Annotated in this window: 16 protein-coding genes and 1 riboswitch; of the genes, 2 read left to right on the top strand and 14 right to left on the bottom strand. The window is 32.2% G+C overall.

The annotated features are described in order from the left end of the window. Positions 1-192 precede the first annotated feature (192 nt). From DN408_RS22245 to DN408_RS22270, 6 genes are all read right to left on the bottom strand, one after another. Positions 193-2,574: a pPIWI_RE module domain-containing protein gene (locus DN408_RS22245; protein ID WP_147740400.1), complete on the bottom strand. Its 2,382-nt coding sequence runs from the start codon at positions 2,572-2,574 to the stop codon at positions 193-195. A 331-nt stretch (positions 2,575-2,905) separates the two neighbouring features. Next, entirely contained in the window at positions 2,906-3,592 is a 687-nt protein-coding gene (gene tenA / locus DN408_RS22250; RefSeq protein ID WP_002032475.1) for a thiaminase II, read from the bottom strand. 124 nt (positions 3,593-3,716) lie between these two features. Further along, positions 3,717-3,822, bottom strand: a riboswitch (TPP riboswitch). A 73-nt stretch (positions 3,823-3,895) separates the two neighbouring features. Beyond that, a complete protein-coding gene (locus tag DN408_RS22255) occupies positions 3,896-4,810 on the bottom strand; it encodes a D-alanine--D-alanine ligase (protein WP_002185707.1) in 915 nt (304 codons plus the stop codon). 4 nt (positions 4,811-4,814) lie between these two features. After that, a complete protein-coding gene (gene pdxR / locus DN408_RS22260; RefSeq protein WP_078179098.1) occupies positions 4,815-6,263 on the bottom strand; it encodes a MocR-like pyridoxine biosynthesis transcription factor PdxR in 1,449 nt (482 codons plus the stop codon). 96 nt (positions 6,264-6,359) lie between these two features. Then, positions 6,360-7,385, bottom strand: a complete 1,026-nt coding sequence (locus DN408_RS22265; RefSeq protein ID WP_147740401.1) for a homoserine dehydrogenase — start codon at positions 7,383-7,385, stop codon at positions 6,360-6,362. Positions 7,386-7,472: 87 nt separating this feature from the next. After that, positions 7,473-8,714, bottom strand: a complete 1,242-nt coding sequence (locus DN408_RS22270; protein ID WP_002127669.1) for an esterase/lipase family protein — start codon at positions 8,712-8,714, stop codon at positions 7,473-7,475. A gap of 279 nt (positions 8,715-8,993) precedes the next feature. Between DN408_RS22270 and DN408_RS22275 the strand changes: the two genes are divergently transcribed. Further along, positions 8,994-9,335 carry a DUF3914 domain-containing protein gene (locus DN408_RS22275; protein ID WP_002127670.1) on the top strand — a complete coding sequence of 114 codons (342 nt, stop codon included), beginning with the start codon at positions 8,994-8,996 and terminating at the stop codon, positions 9,333-9,335. 99 nt (positions 9,336-9,434) lie between these two features. Here DN408_RS22275 and DN408_RS22280 read toward each other — a convergent pair whose 3' ends face one another. The 5 genes from DN408_RS22280 to abc-f all read right to left on the bottom strand — a co-directional run bounded on the left by DN408_RS22280 (position 9,435) and on the right by abc-f (position 15,563). Then, positions 9,435-10,106: a lipoprotein BA_5634 family protein gene (locus DN408_RS22280; protein ID WP_002127671.1), complete on the bottom strand. Its 672-nt coding sequence runs from the start codon at positions 10,104-10,106 to the stop codon at positions 9,435-9,437. A gap of 69 nt (positions 10,107-10,175) precedes the next feature. Next, positions 10,176-12,107: an ABC transporter permease gene (locus tag DN408_RS22285; protein WP_002168255.1), complete on the bottom strand. Its 1,932-nt coding sequence runs from the start codon at positions 12,105-12,107 to the stop codon at positions 10,176-10,178. Continuing rightward, the gene (locus DN408_RS22290) at positions 12,082-12,852 is read right to left on the bottom strand and encodes an ABC transporter ATP-binding protein (protein ID WP_002127673.1); all 771 of its coding nucleotides are present in this window, start codon (positions 12,850-12,852) and stop codon (positions 12,082-12,084) included. Before DN408_RS22290 ends, DN408_RS22285 begins: the two co-directional genes overlap by 26 nt. 468 nt (positions 12,853-13,320) lie before the next feature. Continuing rightward, positions 13,321-13,914, bottom strand: coding sequence for a GNAT family N-acetyltransferase (locus DN408_RS22295; protein WP_147740402.1), 594 nt, complete (start codon positions 13,912-13,914; stop codon positions 13,321-13,323). A 20-nt stretch (positions 13,915-13,934) separates the two neighbouring features. After that, positions 13,935-15,563 (bottom strand): ribosomal protection-like ABC-F family protein, encoded by a 1,629-nt coding sequence (gene abc-f, locus DN408_RS22300; protein WP_078178690.1) that lies wholly within the window; start codon positions 15,561-15,563, stop codon positions 13,935-13,937. A gap of 517 nt (positions 15,564-16,080) precedes the next feature. Here abc-f and DN408_RS22305 point away from each other — a divergent pair. Then, on the top strand, positions 16,081-17,070 hold the full coding sequence (locus DN408_RS22305) for an aldo/keto reductase family protein (protein ID WP_147740403.1): 990 nt from the start codon (positions 16,081-16,083) through the stop codon (positions 17,068-17,070). Between the two features lie 76 nt (positions 17,071-17,146). Here DN408_RS22305 and DN408_RS22310 read toward each other — a convergent pair whose 3' ends face one another. From DN408_RS22310 to DN408_RS22320, 3 genes are all read right to left on the bottom strand, one after another. Next, positions 17,147-18,046, bottom strand: coding sequence for a LysR substrate-binding domain-containing protein (locus tag DN408_RS22310; RefSeq protein WP_016127083.1), 900 nt, complete (start codon positions 18,044-18,046; stop codon positions 17,147-17,149). Positions 18,047-18,244: 198 nt separating this feature from the next. After that, positions 18,245-19,228, bottom strand: a complete 984-nt coding sequence (locus DN408_RS22315; protein WP_002127680.1) for a sensor histidine kinase — start codon at positions 19,226-19,228, stop codon at positions 18,245-18,247. After that, the gene (locus tag DN408_RS22320; protein ID WP_002127681.1) at positions 19,225-19,932 is read right to left on the bottom strand and encodes a response regulator transcription factor; all 708 of its coding nucleotides are present in this window, start codon (positions 19,930-19,932) and stop codon (positions 19,225-19,227) included. The genes DN408_RS22315 and DN408_RS22320 overlap by 4 nt, the downstream gene beginning before the upstream one ends. Positions 19,933-20,027 lie beyond the last annotated feature (95 nt).

Below are 20,027 nucleotides of genomic sequence, written 5' to 3' on the forward strand. Positions count from 1 at the left end.
AATTTTCTTTTCAATTAATAAAAATCGCTTTTCCATATGATGTAGTTTTTGTATTTCTAAAAAACATCTTAATCCTGTATGTAAATAAAGTAAATACGTAAAAGAAAAGATACATGACAAAGGATAGCCTTATTTACATGAAAAAATGACAAATCCTGCTCATTATTACTAGCAGGATTTGTACACTATTATTTATATTAATATCAATGTATCTTCTTTTTCTAAAATTATTACATCTTCATCTAATTCGTCATTGAATTCTTTAAACTCCCTTGAATCAATATCGGTAGTATAATTTTTAATTAATTTAACCATATGCATTACATACGTATTATGAGTATTTTGTTCTGAGAGCAAGGTTGATTTAAAGCACATGTAATGTATCATTTTGGCGATTTCTTCTCTCTCTTCAGATTTTACACCAAGCGGGATAACTTCGAGTATGTACTGCTGTACTATCTCATTACAATCTAATTCGTATGCAGCCGTGCTATAGTAAATTCCCATTTGATCTACAAATAATCTCGTTTCATTCATAACATGTTCTTGGTCTCTAACAATATAGTTCGGTACATCTGAGTTAGTATTAATTCTAATTATGTTTATATCCTCTTTTAAATTTGAGATTATTTCAGGTGAAACCCCAATATTAACGCTTTTATTTTGCAATTCCTCTATCCAATATTTCCTCATATTGGCATCTACAATAAAATAAACTTCTTTATTTTGTTTATGTGCATCTTGTGAAATTTCAACTAATGTTTCTGACATAAATTGTTTAAAACTGACTCCTATATCATTCCTTTTTGATGGTTGTGGTAAAAACACTTTATTATTACCTATATTTAATAAAGTATGATCAATTGTGCCCCATTCTTCTTGACCATATAATTTATATAATATTTCTCTCCCATTTATTTTTGAAAAAATAGGTAAGAAATCATATTTAGACATTTTCTCAATTGATAAATTTACAATTATCCCCGGTAATTTTATCTTATTCCAACTACACTTTAAGAACCCCTTTTGTTCTAACAAACTAAGAATGGCATTAATAATTTCTTTTTTAGATACACTTTGTCCGATAAATAAATTAATAAATGCTGAAATACGTTCCGTTTGAGCGAATCCTTCCCGAATAATTTGCTTTGGATTAATTTTTTCGCGACCATCACAATTTTTTATTGCAATTAATGCTAATTTCATTTCATTTTGCTCACCTGCCGTAGCATGTACAGCTTTTACGACATCGTCTACTAGTTTCTTTTTGTTTTTATGGCTATATTGCATTCTATATGGATTTTGTAACAATTTCCTAATGTTATATCTTACTATTTTTAACAACACCGGATTGTCTGCATTTAATACATAGGAGGAATCTCCGTTTTGAGCTAAAACTATTTTGCTATCTAATAACGCTTGTTCTATCTCTATTACTATATCATCTGACCATACTTCTAACGTAATTGAGTCTAATCCCTTTGGGGCAAATAAAGGTAATAACTCATTCTCATTATTAGTTAATACATTTTCACATTCTGGAAGTAACGTGAAATATGGGCATATTCGTTGGAATTCATTAAAAAGTTCCTCTTTTTCTCTTACTTTTATACCAAATTTTATTTTTGTTCCTTGAACTTTATATATATTTTCGTTATATGGAAGAAGCACTCTTATCTTTGTTCCTCTAATATACTCTTTCGGACATTGGAGAATGTTCTCTAATTTAACTTCTCCCCCTATCCTATAATCATCTTTTAAATTTCTAAAACGTTTAATCCACTTTATTCCTTTTACAGCTTGTTGTACTTTTAACTTTACAAATCTTTGCTTTTTATTATTTGATTCAAATTCAGGAGTTGAAATCAGTATTTGGCTCCGCTTTCGCCCTAAAAGTATAGGGATATCTTTATGATTATATTGTTGATAAAACCTCCTAATCCCTACAGATACTTTTAATAGCGGAATATTCTCACCTCCACGAGTTACGTATTCAAACCGATATACATAAGAGAAATAATCATGTGTTTCTTCATCTTTAATTGGCTCAGACATCGCTTCAGAAACATGTTGTGATCGCAGTGGTGAAAAATATATTTCTTCCTCATTTTTATTTTCCATACGTAAAGGCTGTTCGCAAAAAATATGAGTAATTAGAGCTGGTACCCATTTAGAAAACGTTTTTTTATCATGTAATGCTGGTAAATTACTAATTAAATCATACTGCCATTCTAAATGTGGTGGATCTATTAATTTATTAGGTTTCCAATCATGAATAACCTCATACCAGCTTTGGAAAATATAGTCTAACTGTTCTTGTTTCATTGGTTCTTTTGCTACAATCCAGGGCGTATCTTCCTTTAATATATATGGATTATGCTGAATGAATAATATATCAGAAAACATTTCATACAATCTTTCATTTACAAGTTTTAATTTGCTCGTTAATAAAAATGTTCTATAATGTATCTCTACAATCTCAAGCCATTCAATAGGAAAATAAATATACGATACTTTCTCATTATAGAGGGGTTCTACTATATTTTTAAATGCTAATAACTGTAATTTTTCCATATTATTAATACTTCCTCTCTTAATTTATATTGATCATGAGTAATACTAGAAAAGATACCAATTTTTTAAGCATTAACGAATCAATTTTTAACCAAGCACATTAAAGGAAATAGCTAAATTACATTTAGTTATACAAATAAAACATTATTAAAATCAAATTAATATAAAGTAACTATTAACATATAACTACCTCCTTATGGGACTTTATATTATAAAATCATTATAATGAATTATTATATTTTTTATCTACGATTTACAAAAAAATTACAGAAACTAAATATAATAAAAGGTATCGCCTCTTTATATAGCGATACCCTTTATACACTCTTAATTAAATAACACCTTTAACTTCTTCATTCACCGGCCATTTTTCTAATGTATATGCCATTTCCCAAAATGAATATTCATATTGACTACTAAAAATAAAATGTTGTCTCATACGATTACGGTCTGCCTCTGTTACTTTTTCAGCGATCGTATCTAATCGTGTGATTTGCTCTTCTACTAGAGTACGGAACCAATCAGATCCATATGCAGAAATCCATTCTTGATAAATTGGCTCTTCTGGTTGACATTCTTTTAATCGTTCACCGATTTCATAATATAACCAATAACAAGGTAAAATAGCCGCAATAATATCTCCTAAATGCCCTTCATAAGCTGCACGATACATATGAGATGTATATGCATATGCAGTTGGCGCAGGAATAAAATTATCTTTTTCTTCTTTTGTAATCCCTAATTTCTTTGCGAAATTCTCATGTAATGATAACTCAGCTTCATACGTATTTTGTGCATGGTGTGCCATACGAGCTGTCGTTTCTAATTCAAGAGCCTTTGCAGCACCTAACGTTTGTACTCTAGCAAAATGACTCAAATAATAAGAATCTTGAAGCACATAATATCGAAAACTAGCTAAATCTAATGTTCCTTCGCCTAGTTTTTTTACAAAAGGATGGTTAAAACTTGCTTCCCAAATTGAATCTACTTCTTTACGTAATGATTGTGAAAAAGTCATTTAATCCCCTCCAAATAATGTAAAAAATATACGTATTTATCCACAATTATTAAAGCTGTAAAATAAAAAAACTTTCTTTACGGGCGTAAAGAAAGTGAAATTGACAGTATTTATTCGTTAAATAGCAACGTCTTTCCCACTTCCCTACGCTGGCATTAACCAGATCAGGTACTAAGAGTCTCAAAATTTCATCTGATCTCAGCCTATAAAAGGCCCCCCTAGTGGACAAATATTTAGTTGTCGTATTGTAATTATCATAGCATAATTCGTGGAACTGTCAAAAGAATTAATTATATAACTACCTTAAAAACCTTCTTCTTTCCTTACTTTTAATGAAGTTTCAATTATCATATCTAATAGTTTGCTATAATTAATTCCCGCTGCTTCCGCACTTTTTGGCAGTAAACTTGATTGTGTCATCCCTGGTAATGTATTAACTTCCATTACATATGGAATTCCTTCCTTCACCATCATATCAACCCTTGCATAAACACTACATTTTAATGCTTTATAACAAGCCAGTGACGCTTTATTTACACGTTCCTTTATTTCAGCTGGAAGTTCGATAACTTCTTCAACTGTACTAGTATCATCATATTTTGCATTGTAGTCAAAGAACACAGCAGCATGTCGAATCGAAATGATAGGTAACTGTTGCCCATCAAAAATTGAACATGTAATCTCGTCACCTTTTATATACTTCTCAATTACTACTTCAGAATCCCATTCGAATACAGTTTCCAGCATAGAGGTTAATTCATTTTTATCATAGACAATCTTAACTCCAACACTTGAGCCGCCAGAGTTTGGTTTTACCACTAACGGAAATCCTAATTTATCTAACTCCTCAAGCTTTAGATCCTCCATTTTTGTAAGTTCAATCCAATCTGGTGTTTCTACTCCTTCATAACGCAAAATCTTTTTCGAAATATTTTTGTCCATACATATACCGCTAGATAACATATTGCTACCGCTATAAGGAATACCTAAACTCTCTAGCGTCCCTTGAACTGTACCATCTTCTCCGTACTTTCCGTGTAATGCTAGCAATGCAAAATCAATGTCTTTCGCTTTTTCAATTAAATCCATTTTTTCATTTAACGTAATTGGAACGATTTCATATTTACTCTTATCTAAATGTGCAATCATTTCATTCCCAGTCATAATTGATACTTGTTTTTCAGAGGATACTCCTCCCATAATAACGCCAATTCTCATTTTCTCAACTCCAAGTTTCATTTTTTAAAGTTTCACCAATTATTTGAATCCCGCTAACAATTTCCTGTTCTTTCAAACGTGAAAATCCTAATCGGAATGTGTTCGCTCCTCCTCCATCAGAGTAAAAAACATCTCCAGGAGAAAACGTAACTCTTTTCTCATAACACTTTTGTAAAAGTGTGCGGGCTTGAATTTTTTCTTCCAACTCTATAAACAAATGAAGTCCACCGTCTCCAGTCATTCTTTTAAACGGAATGTACTGATTACACGCCCCAACAGCTAACTCATATTTTTTCTTATAAACAGATCTTGCTTTTTTTAAATATTTTTCAAAATACCCTTCATGTAAATATTGAAACAGAACAGCTTGATCTAACGTAGATGTGTGAATGGTTCTGGCTCTTTTAACACTTTCTAAATAATGTATCAGTTCTTTATCTGCAATGATCCAACCTACACGTAAACCAGGGAAAAGTACCTTTGAAAAGCTACTAATATAAATCACATTATTACCAGCCCCTGCAAAAGTTAATAATGGCGATAAATGTGAACCCGAATAACGTAATTCTTCATTAAACCCATCCTCTATAATAGGGATCTTGTATTTTGAAAATAACCTCATCAATTCCGTTCTTTTCTCCGAACTCGTAACAATACCAGTTGGATTATGATAAGAAGGGATTAAATACGCGAAATCAAAATCCTTTTCACGCAAACTTTTTTCTACTTCATTCGTATCAATACCATCATCATTCATATTAATTCCATGAACTTCAAGTCCATGTAAACGAAAAAGCTTCAATGCAGCATGGTGAGTTGGGTTCTCACAAATAACACGCCCTGATTTCTTCGATAAAGAAGATAACACAATATCTAATCCTTCTGTAAATCCATTTGTAATTAGAATATCTTTGTTCGAAATATCTACACCTTTCATTTCCATGTAATGAAGTAAATAATTCATTAACGGTCTATAACCTTTTGCATATCCGTAGTTCAATACGATATCCCCTTCAATGGACATACGAGTAAGAAAAGCTCTTTTGAAATTTTCAACATCAAATAGCTTTTCGTCCGGGGCTATACTATTAAAAACAATCATTCCTTTTTCCCAGCGAACTCCATGCTTCATTAAGTCTAATTCATCCGCTAATGTGGTAACTGTATTAAGTTTATTTTTCCAATCTATTTCAACAGACGAGGTGTTACTTATATCCACCTTCGCAACGAAATTTCCTTTTCCTTTAACTGCATAAATGAGTCCTTCTTGTTCTAAATCCGCATATGCAGAGAGTACTGTATTTCTGCTCACTGATAATAATTCACTTAGTTCCCTTGTTGATGGGATTTTTTGGTCCCCCAACAAATGCCCTTTCATAATCATCTTTTTTAAATAATCCTTTAATTGAATATAAACGGGACGATCTTTTACAACTTTAAAATCTTTAAACAATTTCTTACCCCCTGCAATTATTTTTGCATATTTATTTCATTCTCAAAAGGTCCACTATATATGTATTTTTTATTAATAGCGGTACGGTTATAAAGCCTATAAATCATTTCGATATAAATTGATTACATCTTTTAAAGCAGCTGCTGCAGCTCCGCGTGGATTAGAAGCTCCACCAATTGTAGTGACTTGTCCCATTGTATCTGTAAAGAACGTAATTCCTTTTTCCGTGCCATTTATATTTGCTAACGGATGTTCTTTCTCTAAATTACAAGGTTGTACACTAAGGTTTACTTTTCCATTATCATCTTTATATGCTGATGCAATTAATTTAATTGATTTATTTTGTTCCTTTGCATTTTGAATTTGTTGCGTTGTAACGTGCTCTATTCCGTTTATTTTTATATCTTTGAGTGAATAATCGTTTCCCATTAAACTATTCGTCAAAAGTAATAATTTACAAGCGCTATCCATCCCGCTTATATCTAATAACGGGTTAGTCTCCGCAATTCCTTTATTTTGTGCTTCTTGCAATGCTTCTTCAAACGTCTTATATGCTTCATGCATCTTTGTAAGAATATAATTTGTTGTCCCGTTCAATATTCCTTCTATTTTTTCAATATGGCAACCTGCTAAACTTAGTTGTCCAATGTCTAATGTCGGTAACGCAGCGGCAGTTGCACCGCTATATCGAATGCGTGAGCCTGAAATAGGTGCTGCTGTATTCAGTTCACTCCAAGCTGTAACAAGTGCACCTTTTGAAATAGCTACTATATCCATTTGATTTTCAATAGCTTGTTTCATATACTGTTTCCCTGGATTTCCATTTTTAAGATTTGTAGCAGTTGATTCAACCAATACAGTACCATTTATATTAATCGTTCCGCGTTCCTCTGGATAATGTTCGATATATTTTTCAATTGCAGCAGAACCATCACCATACGTCAATAAATCATTAATCTGCAAACCTTTCCCGTTATGTATTGCAATATTTCTTCCTATCACTCCAATAACAACTAAGTCAATTCCATATGTTTCATTTATATATAAATATTTTTCATTTAATAATTTTATAAACTCTCTTCCTACTGTCCCATATCCTGATAATACAATTTGAATTTTCATAATATCCCCCCATATTTTTATACCAAATCCCTCTTTCAATATAATATAAAGCGCCCTCGAATTCCATCGAGAGCGCTTTATTATTATCTATTTCGGTAACCGTGATAATTTTTCTGCAATTGTTCTATAAAACTCTTGAATGTTAGAAAAACCTAACGTGTCTGAAACGCTTAATCCTACCATATCAAGATGGTCCCAATTTGCTTTCGTTTCGATATGATTCCATTTTCCAACCTGTAAAGACTCATTATCATTTGCAGCAATATTAGACGAAGGCGCAATCATAGAATTTGTATTTACTACACCGTCATTTTGCCACCAAGAAGTATCTATTAATGTTCGATTCTCTTCATATCTTGCATAGGAACCTAAGAAAAATGCATTACCCATTAACACTTTATTCATCGTTATATGAGGTAAATGTAAACCTGTTATTGGTGCTGCTTGCGATGCATGTCCACTATAAGATAAGTAATATACATCCGATTGCGTCTTTACCCAATTATTTAACTCCTTTGCTCCATCAGTACTTAAATCCCATTGACTTATATCTTTTGTATTTTCCCAAATTGAACTATTTAAAATACGATCAGTATATTGGAAAAAGGACTCTCCGGCATTCTTTTTTATACCCCATTGATCCAATTTAAAATCATATAATGATAAATTATTGTTTCCACCTAAACTTGCAGCTGTAATGAGTAAATCTTTAACGAACGGCAACAGAAGACTTCCGTCCGCAAGTGTTGTACCGTTATGAGGAGTTGCTAAAGTTGTAACACTATGAACATACGATTTGCCACCTTCAAATAGTGGTGATATCTTTGTGTTCGGATGATTTTTCACATAATCTTTTTCTTCATAACTTCCTTCTTTTAATAACTGCACTAATGTTCTTGTCGTTTGTCCACCCATGCTATGCCCAACTAAATGAACTTTATTTGTTTCACTCCAATTCGGTGCAAATCCACTATAAGTTCTACCAAAACGATTATGTCCATGTTTCTCAGCATGTGCCGCACCGTAGTCTACTATTCCACCGTTAATTTGCGCATATAATTCACATGCACGATCCCAGTTACTAGAAACTGGTCCAACAGCTGCAGTATGTACTGTATAACCATTTCTTTTTAAATCTTCTTGTATATCATGAACACCACCCCAATATTTTACCCCTAGCATTTCCTCTCTACCCCATCCAGCAAATCCATTCACTAAAATGATAGGATAATTATTTTGTTGTCTCTCTTCAGCGTATGTTGTTTTCGCTGCGAATGAACAAACAGTCACTAATGCGAAAAAACATACTTTTAAAAATAATTTCCCCATACTTTCTCCCCCTCAATAAAACGTTTACATTTATCTTTGAAAAAAAACACAAAATTAGTTTGCAACTTAAACATAATGTAAAGTATTTTATATACGTTGTATATATAGAAAACATATACAAATGTTGATAAATATTAATTCTAGTAAGCATTTACTTTTTATAACACAACTTGTAAATCTGATTATTTGAATTTATAATTAAATATAGTTTCCTCATGTTAAATGGATTTAAAAATCATAAGAAAACTAATTTCATTGCTTGAAAAGGAGGAAAAAAGCATGCAAGTCGGATTAAACATTCATACATTAGCTCAACCTTCTAAAATAACCCCATCTAATCTTGAGCATAATACTATCTCTTCTACTAAGCATGAAGATAAGAAATCTAATGATCTAATCAAATTTGATATTCGTACATCTGAACAAGAAATGAAACAAGCGGATCATAAATTTAGCGAATTAGACTTATGGAAAATGCTAAAAGACAAAGGTGTACCTTTATGGATGATTTTAGAAATGTTACAGAAATTTCGTAAAGAAAAGGAATCTCAAAATGGTTCGGTTCAACATTCAAATGCGATTGAAGAAACGAGCGAGACTCGATTAAATGAAGTCATGTAAACTATGTTATCTGAATGGTCTATAACTAAAAAGAGTTCAAGGTCTATAACTAAAAAGAGTTCAAGGTTGATAGAAACTTTATCAACCTTGAACTCTTTTTTAAGATTTTTCTTCAATCGTTAAAAACTGAACTGATACTTCTCCCTCAAAATCTTTAATTAGCTTTCTTACTTTTACATTTTCATTAACCAATGTATTATCTGTCGACATTTTAGGTTTTTCGTCACCTAAAGATTTTTTTAATTGAAGAAGATGCATTTTTGTTTCATTTGCTTTTATTTCCTTATATATATTATTTTTGGATACAATCACATACCATTGCGTTGGATAATTACGCTTGTTACCTATCCAAGCGTCACTATTGTATATGACAGGGACCTCTTTTCCTTCTAATTTAATACTTTTCAAAGTCTTTTCGTCTTCTTGTGCAAACAGTAGAGAACCCTCTTTTGGGAATTTCGGTAACGTATTTACAGGCATAAAATTGGAGCCATTATCTCGTTTACGGAAAACTTTAGCTTTAATCAATGCTTGTGCTGTAGACTCATTTAAAATTAATACCTGTCCGTTTCCATAAGTACCTGTTTTCACAGAAAACACTTCATTTTCTTTCGTAATTTCTTGATAACGATTAATAATTGGTGAAATTTTATTTTCATTTCCAATGATTAATAAACCGTTTGCAGGAAATGGATTCTCCTTTTTAGAACATGCACTAAAACTTATTAATAGTAGTATCGTTAACATAAAAATAGTTAAAGTTCTTTTCATCGCGTTTCCTTTCATCATACAGTTCATTTTTTCCACATACTTTAATGTAGTCTTACAAGCTAATAAACTCTATTGCTCCATAACCTTATAAAGCTTTTGCAGGTAACGCCAACGGGTTATAAAGAAATATAATACTTGTATACATATAAATGAAATTAAAATAACGATAGAGCTATTAATTATAGAAAAATCGACTAATTGCTGTAATGCCGTATAAGCGACTACAGTATGAATCACTGCAACAACAATCGGTAAGAAGAACATTAATAATAACTGTCTCGTTACAATTTTTTTTAATTCTCGTTTACTTAATCCCATTTTCGAAATCATTTTATATTGCTGTTGATCGCGATCCAAATCAGTATATAATCGGAAATAAATAAAACTAGCAGCGAATGTGAAGAAGACGATTCCGACTAAAACACTTGCCATAAGTAATAATCCATTCGTTTGCTTTGCACTTAACAAATCTATAGTTAAAGCCCGAAATTGAAAATTACCTACTCTAGTATCTTTCTCAAATCTACTAATTAATTCGTTTGAAATTCCCTTCGTTTTCATCCAATCGTCTACAACAAATCCGTAAGTACGATATTGAATGTCTTTATTAACTGGGTCACTAGTAAGAGGTATTCCATCATATACCTGATCTTTAACAGCGATATAAATAGTTCTAGAATCATGTGGTAAAACTAAATTTTCTACGGCTTTTTTCACATGAAATGTCTTTGTCCAATCTCCTTGAATGACTTCTATATTCTTTTTATACTCGCCATTTTTAAATTCTTGTTTTTGTGATACGACTCCAGGAATTAATAAAATTTCATCTTCTTTTTCGATTGTTTCTTGTTGATAGCCTAGTGCTTTAGCAAGATCGTTATATTCACTTAACTTCATTACATCTACACCATTTTCCGTGTATATATATGAAGATGAAGCCATTCGATACGGAATATTAGCATCAGAAAGGTGTTTTTTTATAATAGAAAGATTTTTATTTAATACTTTGTCGTTTTCAAAACTTCCATACAAAAATGTATAGGGATTTGTCATCCTTACCAAATCCCTATTTCCAATTGCAGCTGTTGTACCAATCGCTGTAAATGCAACTGCTGAAACAATAGATACTATAAAAAACATCGTTGCATTATCTTTCATACGGTAAATTAATTCAGAAAATGTTAATATATTTGTTCTCTTTAAAAAGAAAGATTCTCTCCTTTTCGCAAGGTGCAATATATAAACGCTACACTGTGTATATAAAAAGTACGTTCCTATAATTACTAGGAGCACCCCTATTCCAAGCGTAATAAAATTAGTACTTGGGATAAAGCGAAATACTGAAAAATATCCATACCCTATACTAATTAAAGAAAGTAGCGATAATAAAATTGATGCTTTCGGTTCTGGCTTTGGCTTTTCCTCTGCTTGTATAAGTTCCACAAGTTCTGTTACTTTTATCATTTTAAATGTAACGAGCGAAACAATTAAAAATAATAAAAGAAATGTGATGACTGTTAATAATACGGCCTGCACTGGTATATAAAAAGGCAAACCATTACTAATCATTAATACACTTGCGCTTATCAATAAAACTAGTTTAGAAAATACGAGCCCAATTAGAATTCCTATACAAATTGAGCCAAGTCCAATCAACATATTTTCAATTAATAATAATTTCTTAAGCTGTCTCATTGACATACCTTGCATCATTAATATCCCAAATTCTTTCTTACGCGTTTTTAAAAATGAACTAACTGAATATAGAATGAAGAAAAATGAAAATACAAAAATCAAGCCTTGCGAAACTGAAAATCCCAATGTACCAAATGCACTTATTGTTGCACTTGTCGATTTCAACTCACCTTGTAAATCAGGATGAAATAATAAAAGAGCATACGTAAAGAAAATCATAATAGAAAATGCACTACTTAAAAAATGAGCTGCATATGTACGCTTATTACGAAAAATATTATTAAATGCGAACTGACGAAAAGTCATGCCTTTTCCCTCCTAACAAAGAAAGGACATCCATAATCTTTTGATAAAATGCTTGCCTACTTTCACCACAATAAATTTCGTTATATAGTTGACCATCTTTAATAAATATGACTCTGCTGCAAAAACTCGCTGCATACGGATCATGTGTAACTAACATCATCGTAGCTTTTTCTTCTTTATTCAAAGTATCTAGCATCTCCATTACATCATTTGAAGATTTAGAGTCTAAATTCCCTGTTGGTTCATCTGCAAGTAATAATTGCGGCTTATGAACAATTGCACGAGCAATTGCTGTTCTTTGAGCTTGCCCCCCTGAAATTTCAAAAGTTCTTTTACTCAATATATCTGTAATATTTAATTTCTCTGCAATTTCTACAACTCGTTTGTTCATTTCTTGTACAGAAACACCATCTAATGTCATCGGCAATACGATATTTTCCTTTACTGTAAGTGTGCTAAGTAAATTAAATGATTGAAAAACAAATCCTAATTGTTTCCTACGGAATAAAGCCAAATTATCTGATGTCAACTGGAAAGGATTTGTACCATTTATTAATATTTCTCCCGATGTTGGAGAGTCGATAGTAGATACCATATTTAATAACGTTGTTTTCCCGCTCCCTGATGGCCCCATAATCCCTATAAATTCACCTTCTTGAATTGATAAATCAATATCTACCAATGCTTTAAAAGGTACTTTCCCTTTATATACTTTACTAATACTTTTTGCATGTAGAATTTCCATTTATATTCTCCCTTCATTTGCACTTCTCACAATATAGTGTAAATGAATTGTCTTATAGCACATATTGATTCATCTTTCATTTATCTTACACGCTTGTAAGATTTCTAAAAAAACTGATAACAAAACTGTTTTCAAACTATAATTAACGATTATTCATCTTATAATATCTATATAGTAGCATAAAATACAATGCTACTTATTTCTGGTTGCCAGGACACCTTGTAAGCCTATTAAATATATAAATAAAAGTGGGTTTAAGAAACGATTATCATCATTAAAAGTTGCTGTATTCCTTGTATTCTTTATTAGCAACATAAAATATATTATAAAGAATAACTATAGAACTTCAAAACGATGAATAATAACTTATAATTCATAAGTATAATCCAAAAGTAAATAGTACATAAAAAAGCTCAGAGTTTTAGCTCTAAGCTTTTTTAAAATCATTTCATTCCATTATAACTCCTTTTAAAGAGCAATATTTTTTATCCACTCTGATTTGCTCAATAAATAATGATTATATAGTTGGTTTTCTATCGTTTGTTGGCTCATATAAGTAAATCCACATTTTTCAATAACTTTATTTGATGGTACGTTGTTAATTAAAGCAATTGCGTTGAGGACATCTACATTTGTATTTTTAAACAAATAATCAATTAACCCTTTAGTCGCTTTCGTAGCGTAACCATTGTTTTGATACTCGCTTGAAATAGCATACATTATTTCTCTATTTGGTGAAGGGAGTTCTTCTTTAATGCTTGTGCAGCACCATCCAATAAATTCATTTGTATCTTTATTAAATATTCCTAGCTTTAATATATGATCATCTATGTTACATGTATTTTTCACTGCATTAAGAAATGCTTTATTTGCTGGTATTTCATCATTAATAACCCAGTCAACCCTTTGTTCTTTCGTTGATTTCCAGTCTGGTAAAAACTGTTCTATTTCCGGTTGATTCGATAGTTTATAAATACTCTCCGCATCTTTGATAGTAAACTCTTGCAAGTATATATCTCCACAGTCTATTCTAAATAAATTAGTCGAACTCTCTTCTCCCATGTTAATCCCCCTTAATTATATTAAAGCGCCTTAATCTGCTTCGTAAGTTCTATAAATCGTGCATCAAGTTCTTTATATTCTTTATCGTTAGAAGTTAAGAAACTTAATTTACCTAATACTTCTTGTCGCTCTGTTTCTAGCGTTAAACGTAGCTCTTCAATATCATCTCTTGTTTTAATAGGTTCCTCTAGCTGCTTTTGTATCGTATTATTTGAAAACACGAGTTTCGTGTTAGTTGTTTTCTCTAGAAAATATCGATCGTGAGAAACTATAACGAGTGTTCCATTATACTCAGCTAATGTATTTTCAAGCTGTTCACGTGAAGGGAGGTCAAGGTGATTCGTCGGTTCATCTAAAATAAGTACATCTTTTTCATCTAAAATATAAGCCATTAACTTGCATTTTACTCGTTCCCCCATACTCATATGCTCAATCGGCTCTTTCCATTGAGAAGCTTGGAATCCTAAATGTTTCATTAAATTTTGGACTTTTCCTCTTTCTTCAAATGTCTCTTTAAAAAATAAATCTTCTGGTGTTTTATCCAGTGGTAAATCAAATACTTCTTGTGTTAAATAACCGATGTTTGCAGATGGTGAAAGCCATACTTCTCCTTCAGCAGTTTCTGTTTCCATAATCATCTTCAGTAATGTTGTTTTCCCACAACCGTTTGGTCCAATAATCGCAACCTTCTCACCGTGCTGGATTGTAAAATTAACGTTTTCAAATAATGTTCGTCCATTAAATTCTTTCCTCAATTGTTTCACTTCTAAAAAGCGTTTTCCTACTTTTTTATTCGCTTGAATAGAGAACTCAACTGAATACTCTTCTTTAACTCGTTCTACTTTCGATTTTTCAAGCTCTTTTTCAAGACGTTTTCGTTTTGATTTAACTTGTGCATCCGTTCGCTTCGCTTTTACACGATAAAACTCTTTAAAACCTTCTTGTTTTGTAGACTGTGCATGCGCTTTTTGTGACCATGAACTCAATTCTTTTATATGTGTTTCTACTTGTTCTATCTTTTTTTGCTGTTTTTCATATTCACGCTGCTGCGTCATTCTTTTATGCTCACGTGCTTTCATATAACTCGTATAATTACCGATATGGTCAATTAATTTCTTATCCTCAATTGACCATATTCTAGTTGCGACAACATCTAAAAAGTATCGATCATGCGATACAACGATAACTGTACCCTTCATATTTTTTATTTGCTTAATGAGAAATTCCGTACTCATCTCATCTAAATGATTTGTCGGTTCGTCTAATATTAAGACATTAGGATTTCCCGCAAATCCTTTTGCTAACCGAACTTTCAGCTTTTCACCACCACTTAAAGTATGAAAATCGTTCGTTGGCACGCCCCATTTTGCAAGAAGCTCTGCTTCTTTTGCAATCACATCATTACTAATAAAAGATTCTATTTCTTGTTCAACATATGCTGTTGTCATATTCATTTGCTGCCACTCAACAATTCCTTTTGATGGCTCAATCTTCCCATTTATTAATTGAAGTAACGTTGATTTACCAGCACCATTTTTACCAACTAATCCGATAACATCCCCTTGTTTTACTGTAACATTCATTTTCTCTAATAAAGTATTTTCCATTATTTCAACATAAACATCATTTAATTTTAAAAGTTCTTTCATATTACCGATCCCTTTCATTAAGGGAGAACAAAAAAATCCTCCCAAATTAATTTGGCAGGATTAGTCATTAAAATATTTATACCCAAATAAGCTATTACGCAAAATAAATAGCAATACTACTGTATGGAAATTGGGCAGACTAATCCTATTTTTTATAAATTGAAATTTATTTAATTTCAACATTTAAAAATAAGATTAGTTAATCATCGTCCACCCATCATTCCTTTCCGTCGTTAGTAACCATATTGTACCATAGTAGTACTGTATGAGTAAATGTAATTATATGTGCCGTTTAAAAGGATTGCTTTCTTTTAGGTCTATTTATCATTTCTACACTTCAGATCGATCAAGCACAAACAACATTTGTTGTACTTCTTGCTTTATATTTCCCTACCAGTAAACTTCTAAGCACTCCCTCTTATATATTTTTTATATAACTCTCCAATAAATTATATATTATACATATTAAATTTCAGTTCTTATAATGAAGATATCATTTTAAAAGGAGGATACTACAATGGAGTTTAGCAAACTAGGAAACAGTGGATTAACAGTAAGTAAGATTGCATATGGGAACTGGATAAACCATGGCGGGAAAGTAAATGAAGATATTGCAAATGATTGTGTGAAAGCCGCACTGGATGTTGGAATTACAACGTTCGATACTGCTGATGTTTATTCGGACACGATAGCCGAGGAAGTACTTGGCCGGTCTTTGAAAGGTATACGACGAGAAAGTATAGAACTATGTACAAAAGTATGCCATCCGACCGGACCTGGAAAAAATAATCGTGGATTATCGAGAAAACATATTATAGAAAATTGCAATGCATCGTTACAGCGGTTGCAGACAGACTACATTGATGTCTATTATGCACATAGATTTGACTCAACAACTCCCCTTGAGGAAACGATGTTAGCTTTTGCTGATCTTGTAAGACAAGGTAAAGTCCTTTACTTAGGCGTAAGTGAATGGACATCAGAACAAATTACCCGCGGTGCAGCACTTGCACGAGAATTGAACATTCCACTTATCGCTAGCCAACCTCAATATTCGATGTTGTGGCGTGTTATTGAAACTGATGTAATACCAACCGGTCAACGTGAGGGGCTTGGTCAAGTTGTTTGGTCTCCCCTTGCACAAGGTATTCTCTCAGGAAAATATCAACCTGGTAAACCCTTGCCGACTCAATCACGTGCTAATTCAGATGCTGGTAAACCATTTTTCCACAAACTCGTGCAACGTTGGATGAGTGATGATGTACTCACTGCAATTCAGAAACTCAATCCCATCGCGCAAGAAACTAATCTTACCCTACCACAACTCGCAGTTGCTTGGGTACTACAAAATCCAGCTGTTTCCTCTGCAATTATTGGCGCTTCAAACCCGGAGCAAATAAGAGAAAACGTAATTGCTTCTAGTGTTAAATTGCAACCTGAAATTATGGATCAAATTGATAGCGTACTAAAAGGTTTCGTTGAGTACGATCCGAGTAAAACAGGTTGAATCATCAGTGACTTTAAAATAAAAATAGAAGTTTCCCTTTCCAAATTTCCACTGCCCATCCTATCAAGATGGGCTTTTACTTTTCAAATTCAAATTGTGAAGTCGCATAAACCTCTCTAACAACTGTTAAGAAGTTCTCTAACACGACAGACTTTTCATCTTGTCTCCATCCAACATATAAATTTATTTTCGGTGTATTTTCTTGAATGTCTTTATACATGACACACGATTTTTTATAACTTTCCACCGATGATGGAACGACAGAAATTCCCATTCCTGTAGCAACTAAATTCACAATCGTTTGCATTTGGATCGCCTCTTGAACAATATTTAAACTTACTCCATGTTCCCAAAAGTAACTAATAATTAAATCATAAAAGTTAGTACCGAAATGACGAGGAAATAAAATAAATGGTTCATCTACTAGTTCTTTAATAGAAATATTAGGTAACGAAACTAATGCGTGATTTTCATGTAAAACCAATTTTAAACGTTCTTTAGAACAAACTTCGGAAGACAATATTTCATTATTCTGCTTAGAACGAATAAATCCAATGTGAATTTGTTTTTCATAGAGCGCTTTTATTTGCTGGTCTGTTGTCATCTCGCGTAATATAAGCTGTATTTTAGGAAATCGTTCTCGAAATGTTTTTAATATGTCTATAACTGTTTCTGTAGAATCGACAAAACCAATGATTAAATGCCCGATCTTCCCTTCATCCGCGAGCTGTGTTTCTTTAACGGTTCTATCTACTTGAAGTAACGTTTGTCGCGCACCTTCTAAAAAGATTTTCCCCGCATCGGTAAGTTCAACCATCCTTTTTGTCCTGTGAAGAAGTTGAACACCTAATTCTTCTTCCAACTTTCGAATTTCTTGACTTAAAGGCGGTTGTGCCATCATAAGACGTTCTGCCGCACGGCTAAAGTTTAATTCTTCTGCCACTGTTATGAAATATTTCATTTTACGAATATCCATTTCAATCCCCCAGTCATTATCAATTACCCAAAAAGCACTTTTATTACTAAAAAGCATGTGTATGACTAGTTGTTCTTTTTCCTTTTCAGTTGAGTTTATCTTCTCTTATGTAAATAATTTTACATTCTCAAATTGTATCAGTATTACAAAACAAGGCTAAAAAACTTATCTTAAAAGTTCTTTAGCCTGAATCACTTTTTACACATTAAAAAATATTATTCGTACAACGGTACCTTTACCAACCTCTGAATGGATTCCTACACTATGTCCTAATTGTTTCGTAATTTCATATACAAGATATAATCCCATTCCTGTTGATTCTTTAAAATCTCTACCGTTTTCTCCTGTAAAGAAAGGTTTAAATACTCTTGGTAAATCTTGCTTCGGTATCCCTACGCCACTATCGGTAATTTCAAGTACAACTGTATTACCTTCCTTACATGCTTTCACTTTAATCTTTTCTCTACTACCTGATGAATATTTAATCGCATTCGATATTATTTGTCCAATTAAAAATTGTAACCACTTCGCATCACTTTCTACAGTAATACTCTTATCAATTTCAAGCTCTGGGTATACAAAATTCCGAATAAAAAAGCGTTTATGTTCATGCACGGAATCATTCACTATTTTATGTAGTTGTACTCTTTCTACATAAAAATCTTGTGTAAATGCTTCTAAACGGGCGACATACAGTGCCATCTCTAACCCCTTTTTTAACCTATCTGTTTCCTCATTAATACTTTCAAAACGTGAATCCACTTCATCTTGTGTAATTAATTCTATTACAGATAAAGGTGTTTTCATTTGATGAATCCACTGATTCATAAAGGTTAAATGATCATTATTTTTCCTCTCTTGTAACTGGAGCTGATTTTGATAATGTCGATATTGTACTTCGAGCAAATCTTGGAGAGCAGTAGATAAAACTGCAAAATCAGATTTTTGAACAGATTCATCCAAAGATTGCAACGGATTTGCTAAACGTTCATAAAAAGAACGATGTGTAAAATAACGAAATACTAAATAACTTACCATAAAAAAAGCACCTAAAAACATTGCATATAATGCCGTTGAAATATGATTATGCCCATCAAACCAATAAACTAAGAATATGGCTAGTAGTTGGATCGCAGTAAAACAAATAAGTGGTATATGATCACGTATAAATAACCTTATCATTTTTCCATACCATTATCCCAAGTAATATGTAATCTATATCCAACACTACGAATTGTTTCAATTGCTCCTTCAATTTGTAACGTTTTTAACTTTTTACGCACACGTGTTGTATTTACACTTAATGTATTATCATCAACATAAGATTCACTATCCCATAATTTATTTAATAATACTTCCCTACTCACAACACGCGGATAGTTTTTCATTAACATCTCTAATAAAATGGCTTCGTTTCTCGTTATATCAATCTCTTGGTTCCTAAGTTTTAATACAAGTCTTTCGGGATATAAACTAAGACCTTGTTGCTCAATCATTCGTTCTTCTAGTTTCGGTGCATAGTCTCCATAAGCACGTCTTAAATGACTACGAATTTTCGCCATTACAACTTCATAATGAAACGGCTTCGGAATAAAATCATCGCCACCATTTTCTAACGCCATAACTTGATCCATCGTACCTTCACGGGCCGAAATAAATAAAATCGGACATGTGGAAACCCCGCGAATTTGACGACACCAATAGTAACCATCAAAACTTGGTAAATTAATATCTAATAAAACTAACTCCGGTTGTTCTTCTAAAAATATGTCTAACACATTTTGAAAATCCGTTACAATAATTCCTTGGTAACCGTATTTCGCAACATATGTTGATAATAACTCCGCAATTTTCATATCATCTTCAACAATCATAATTTTAACCATCTCTGAACTCCTTTTTGATCCACAATCTCAAATATACTTATATAAATAAATACTACCTCTTTTCACAAAATCCGTAAAATAGAAAAAGGATACTT

The organism is Bacillus sp. AR13-1 (genome assembly GCF_008042285.1).
Classification (GTDB): Bacteria; Bacillota; Bacilli; order Bacillales; family Bacillaceae_G; genus Bacillus_A; species Bacillus_A mycoides.